Origin of the sequence: Streptococcus sp. HMSC073F11, from assembly GCF_001810785.1 — a bacterium.
Lineage (GTDB): Bacteria > Bacillota > Bacilli > Lactobacillales > Streptococcaceae > Streptococcus.
This window is the reverse complement of sequence record NZ_KV802690.1, coordinates 765,893-771,354: the sequence shown is the minus strand read 5'-3', so window position 1 is coordinate 771,354 and position 5,462 is coordinate 765,893. Positions and strand designations below refer to the sequence as shown.

Genomic DNA, 5,462 nt, shown 5'->3' with positions numbered 1-5,462 from the left:
TCCTAGTTTGCTTTTTGATTTTCATTGAGTATAAGTCAAGTAATCACTTTGAAGTTTCAAAGTTTGATTTTAAGCTTTCTTTAAGAAAACTATATTATTCTGAAGAACTCTAAAATTTCACAGCCATTTATTGGTAATGACTACCGAATTCCTAGTCATTACTAGAAATGGACTAGTTTTTTTGAATAATAGAACTCCTTAATCCTTCTATTCTAGAACGGGAGGGCCGGTATTTCTTTCATGATAGGACTAGATTGTGGTATAATAGAGAGAATAAGTTTTTTTGTAAGACAAAGGAGAAAATAGATGATTTATGCAGGAATTCTTGCTGGTGGAACTGGCACACGCATGGGAATCAGTAACTTGCCAAAACAATTTTTAGAGCTAGGTGATCGACCTATTTTGATTCATACAATTGAAAAATTTGTCTTGGAACCAAGTATTGAAAAAATTGTAGTTGGGGTTCATGGGGACTGGGTTTCTCATGCAGAAGATCTTGTAGATAAATATCTTCCTCTTCATAAGGAACGTATCATCATTACAAAGGGTGGTGCTGACCGTAATACGAGTATTGAGAAAATCATTGAAGCCATTGATGCTTATCGTCCGCTTACTCCAGAGGATATCGTTGTTACCCACGATTCTGTTCGTCCATTTATTACACTTCGCATGATTCAAGACAATATCAAACTTGCGCAAAATCATGACGCAGTGGACACAGTGGTAGAAGCGGTTGATACTATCGTTGAAAGTACCAATGGTCAATTCATTACAGATATTCCAAATCGTGCTCACCTTTATCAAGGACAAACACCTCAAACATTCCGTTGCAAGGACTTCATGGACCTTTACGGTTCTCTCTCTGCTGAAGAGAAGGAAATCTTGACAGATGCATGTAAAATCTTTGTGATTAAAGGAAAAGATGTGGCCTTGGCCAAGGGTGAATACTCAAATCTGAAGATTACAACCGTAACAGATTTGAAGATTGCAAAAAGTATGATTGAGAAAGACTAGTAAAATGATTAATCAAATTTATCAACTAACTAAGCCTAAGTTTATCAATGTCAAATATCAGGAAGAGGCTATTGACCAAGAGAATCATATCCTCATCCGCCCTAATTATATGGCGGTCTGTCATGCGGATCAGCGTTACTACCAGGGGAAACGTGATCCCAAGGTTTTGAATAAAAAACTTCCAATGGCAATGATTCACGAGTCGTGTGGAACCGTTATTTCTGACCCTACAGGAATCTACGAAGTTGGTCAAAAAGTTGTCATGATTCCGAATCAGCCTCCTATGCAGAGTGATGAAGAATTCTATGAAAACTACATGACAGGGACCCATTTCTTGTCTAGTGGCTTTGATGGCTTTATGAGAGAGTTTGTTTCTCTCCCTAAAGACCGTGTGGTGGCTTATGATGCTATTGAAGACACGGTTGCAGCCATTACAGAGTTTGTCAGTGTCGGTATGCATGCTATGAATCGCTTATTGACCCTTGCTCATAGCAAGCGGGACCGAATCGCTGTTATCGGAGATGGCAGTTTAGCATTTGTGGTTGCCAATATTATCAACTATACTTTGCCAGAAGCAGAGATTGTGGTTATTGGTCGTCATTGGGAAAAATTGGAACTTTTCTCATTTGCCAAAGAATGCTATATTACTGACAATATTCCTGAAGATTTGGCCTTTGACCACGCTTTTGAGTGTTGTGGTGGTGATGGTACTGGACCAGCCATTAATGACTTGATTCGCTATATTCGTCCTCAGGGAACGATTCTCATGATGGGAGTTAGCGAGTATAAAGTCAATCTCAATACACGCGATGCCTTAGAAAAAGGCTTGGTCTTAGTTGGATCTTCTCGTTCTGGCCGCATCGATTTTGAAAATGCAATCCAAATGATGGAAGTCAAGAAATTTGCCAATCGTCTTAAAAATATCCTTTATCTAGAAGAACCTGTAAGAGAAATTAAAGATATTCACCGTGTCTTTGCAACCGATTTAAACACAGCCTTTAAAACCGTGTTTAAGTGGGAAGTATAGGTGCTGGAGGTTAATTGTGGAGAAAATCATTAAAGAGAAAATTTCTTCCCTACTTAGTGAAGAAGAGGAAGTCCTCAGTGTTGAACAACTGGGGGGAATGACCAATCAAAACTATTTGGTCAAAACAACAAATAAGCAATACATCGTTAAGTTCTTTGGTAAAGGGACAGAAAAGCTGATCAATCGTCAAGATGAAAAGTACAATCTTGAACTACTAAAGGATTTAGACTTAGATGTAAAAAATTATCTTTTTGATATTGAAGCTGGTATCAAAGTAAATGAGTATATCGAATCTGCGATTACGCTTGATTCAACGTCAATCAAGACCAAGTTTGATAAAATTGCTCCAATTTTACAAACCATTCATGCTTCTGGTAAGGAATTAAGAGGAGAATTTGCTCCTTTTGAAGAAATCAAAAAATACGAATCTTTGATTGAAGAAAAAATCCCGTATGCCAACTATGAAGCTGTTCGAGAAGAAGTCTTCTCCTTAGAGAAAAGATTGGCTGACTTAGGTGTTGACAGAAAATCTTGTCATATCGATTTGGTGCCTGAAAACTTTATCGAATCACCTCAAGGACGACTTTATTTGATTGACTGGGAATATTCATCAATGAACGATCCAATGTGGGATTTGGCTGCCCTCTTTTTAGAGTCTGAATTCACTCGTCAAGAGGAAGAAGCCTTCCTATCTCACTATGACAGTGAGCAAACACCTGTTTCTCGTGAAAAGATTGCGATCTATAAAATTTTACAAGATACTATTTGGAGTTTATGGACAGTCTATAAGGAAGAGCAAGGCGCAGATTTTGGTGACTATGGTGTGAATCGTTACCAAAGAGCTGTCAAAGGTTTGTCCTATTATGGAGGTTCAGATGAAAAATAAAAATGGAGTTTCTTTTGGTCTACTCTCAGGTATTTTCTGGGGGTTGGGTCTGACAATTAGTGCTTATATCTTTTCAATTTTTACTGACTTGTCGCCCTTTGTGGTAGCCGCTGCTCACGATTTCTTGAGTATCTTTATCTTACTAGCTTTTCTCTTGGTAAAAGAAGGAAAAGTTCGTCTCTCAATTTTCTTAAATATTCGCAATGTTAGTGTGATCATCGGAGCCTTGCTAGCAGGCCCTATCGGTATGCAGGCCAATCTTTATGCAGTTAAGTATATCGGTAGTTCTTTAGCTTCATCTGTATCGGCTATTTATCCTGCGATTTCAGTTTTATTGGCTTTCTTCTTTTTGAAGCACAAGATTTCGAAAAATACTGTGTTTGGGATTGTCTTGATTATTGCAGGGATTATTGCTCAGACCTATAAGGTTGAACAGGTCAATTCCTTCTACATTGGTATTCTCTGTGCTTTGGTTTGTGCTATTGCATGGGGAAGTGAGAGTGTTCTTAGCTCCTTTGCTATGGAAAGTGAATTGAGTGAAATCGAAGCCCTCTTAATCCGTCAAGTGACTTCATTCTTGTCCTATCTTGTGATTGTGCTCTTCTCTCATCAGTCATTTGCAGAAGTAGCTAATGGACAATTGTTAGGTCTTATGATTGTCTTTGCAGCCTTTGATATGATTTCCTACTTGGCTTATTATATCGCTATCAATCGCTTGCAACCAGCCAAGGCTACAGGTCTTAACGTGAGCTATGTAGTATGGACAGTCTTGTTTGCAGTTGTTTTCTTGGGTGCACCGCTAGATATGTTGACAATTATTACGTCACTTGTCGTTATTGCTGGAGTTTATATTATTATTAAAGAATAAAGGAGATTCGTGTGAAAGCCATCATCTTAGCAGCGGGCTTGGGAACTCGCTTGCGTCCTATGACTGAAAATACCCCTAAAGCCTTGGTTCAGGTTAATCAAAAACCCCTGATTGAATACCAAATTGAGTTTCTCAAAGAAAAAGGAATTAACGACATCATCATCATCGTTGGTTACCTTAAAGAACAATTCGATTATTTAAAAGAGAAATATGGTGTTCGCCTCGTCTTCAATGATAAATACGCTGACTACAATAACTTTTACTCTCTCTATCTTGTAAAAGAAGAATTAGCTAACAGCTATGTTATTGATGCCGATAATTATCTCTTTAAAAATATGTTCCGCAATGATTTGACACGTTCGACTTATTTTAGTGTCTATCGTGAAGATTGTACTAATGAATGGTTCTTAGTCTATGGCGATGACTACAAAGTTCAAGACATTATTGTTGATAGCAAGGCAGGTCGCATCCTTAGTGGTGTATCCTTCTGGGATGCTCCAACTGCAGAAAAGATTGTCAGCTTTATTGACAAGGCTTATGCAAGTGGTGAATTTGTTGATCTCTACTGGGACAATATGGTTAAGGATAATATCAAAGAGCTGGATGTCTATGTTGAAGAATTAGAAGGCAATAGTATCTATGAAATCGATAGTGTCCATGACTATCATAAATTAGAAGAAATTCTTAAAAACGAAAATTAAAGATTCCAACATCTGGCTAAAATAGTCGGATGTTTTTTTGATTTTTTACGAATAGATAGATGAGTAGAAAAAGAAATGGAGATATTTATGAAAATCACAAACTATGAAATCTATAAATTGAAAAAATCAGGTTTGAGCAATCAACAGATTTTAAACGTTCTAGAATACGGTGAAAATGTCGATCAAGAACTGTTGTTAGGAGATATTGCAGATATATCAGGTTGCAGAAATCCAGCTGTTTTTATGGAACGTTATTTTCAGATAGACGATAAGCATTTGGAGAAGGAGTTTCAAAAATTTCCATCTTTCTCTATTTTAGACGACTGTTATCCTTGGGATTTAAGTGAAATATACGATGCGCCTGTGCTTTTATTTTACAAGGGAAATCTTGACCTCTTGAAATTTCCTAAGGTAGCAGTTGTGGGCAGTCGTGCTTGTAGCAAACAGGGAGCTAAGTCAGTTGAAAAAGTCATTCAAGGCTTGGAAAATGAACTGGTAATCGTAAGTGGATTAGCCAAGGGCATTGACACAGCAGCCCATATGGCAGCTCTTCAGAATGGTGGAAAAACCATTGCAGTGATTGGAACAGGTTTGGATGTGTTTTATCCTAAAGCCAATAAACGTTTGCAAGACTACATCGGCAATGACCATCTGATTCTTAGTGAATATGGACTTGGTGAACAACCTCTAAAATTTCATTTTCCTGCCCGTAATCGCATCATTGCTGGACTTTGTCGAGGTGTGATTGTAGCAGAGGCTAAGATGCGCTCAGGTAGTCTCATTACCTGTGAGAGGGCAATGGAAGAAGGACGCGATGTTTTTGCTATTCCTGGAAGTATTTTAGATGGACTATCAGACGGTTGCCATCATTTGATTCAAGAAGGGGCAAAATTGGTCACCAGTGGGCAGGATGTTCTTGCAGAATTTGAATTTTAATACTCTTCGAAAATCTCTTCAAACCACGTC

The 5,462-nt window shown here is 37.9% G+C and carries 6 protein-coding genes; all 6 read left to right on the top strand.

Translation table 11 applies throughout. The features are described from left to right. Nucleotides 1–306: 306 nt before the first annotated feature. The 6 genes from HMPREF2764_RS05390 (at nucleotide 307) to dprA (ending at nucleotide 5,432) form a co-directional block, all read left to right on the top strand. Nucleotides 307–1,014, top strand: a complete 708-nt coding sequence (locus HMPREF2764_RS05390; protein WP_000638493.1) for an IspD/TarI family cytidylyltransferase — start codon at nucleotides 307–309, stop codon at nucleotides 1,012–1,014. Nucleotides 1,015–1,018: 4 nt separating this feature from the next. After that, nucleotides 1,019–2,041: a ribitol-5-phosphate dehydrogenase gene (locus HMPREF2764_RS05385; RefSeq protein ID WP_070527775.1), complete on the top strand. Its 1,023-nt coding sequence runs from the start codon at nucleotides 1,019–1,021 to the stop codon at nucleotides 2,039–2,041. A gap of 16 nt (nucleotides 2,042–2,057) precedes the next feature. After that, nucleotides 2,058–2,927 carry a choline kinase LicA gene (gene licA / locus HMPREF2764_RS05380; protein ID WP_020902791.1) on the top strand — a complete coding sequence of 290 codons (870 nt, stop codon included), beginning with the start codon at nucleotides 2,058–2,060 and terminating at the stop codon, nucleotides 2,925–2,927. Further along, entirely contained in the window at nucleotides 2,917–3,795 is an 879-nt protein-coding gene (locus tag HMPREF2764_RS05375) for a DMT family transporter (protein ID WP_000791828.1), read from the top strand. The genes licA and HMPREF2764_RS05375 overlap by 11 nt, the downstream gene beginning before the upstream one ends. Before the next feature lie 11 nt (nucleotides 3,796–3,806). Further along, on the top strand, nucleotides 3,807–4,496 hold the full coding sequence (locus HMPREF2764_RS05370; RefSeq protein ID WP_070527772.1) for a sugar phosphate nucleotidyltransferase: 690 nt from the start codon (nucleotides 3,807–3,809) through the stop codon (nucleotides 4,494–4,496). Nucleotides 4,497–4,583: 87 nt separating this feature from the next. Continuing rightward, complete coding sequence (gene dprA, locus HMPREF2764_RS05365; protein ID WP_020902792.1) at nucleotides 4,584–5,432, top strand: DNA-processing protein DprA; 849 nt, start codon at nucleotides 4,584–4,586, stop codon at nucleotides 5,430–5,432. The last annotated feature ends 30 nt before the right edge of the window (nucleotides 5,433–5,462 follow it).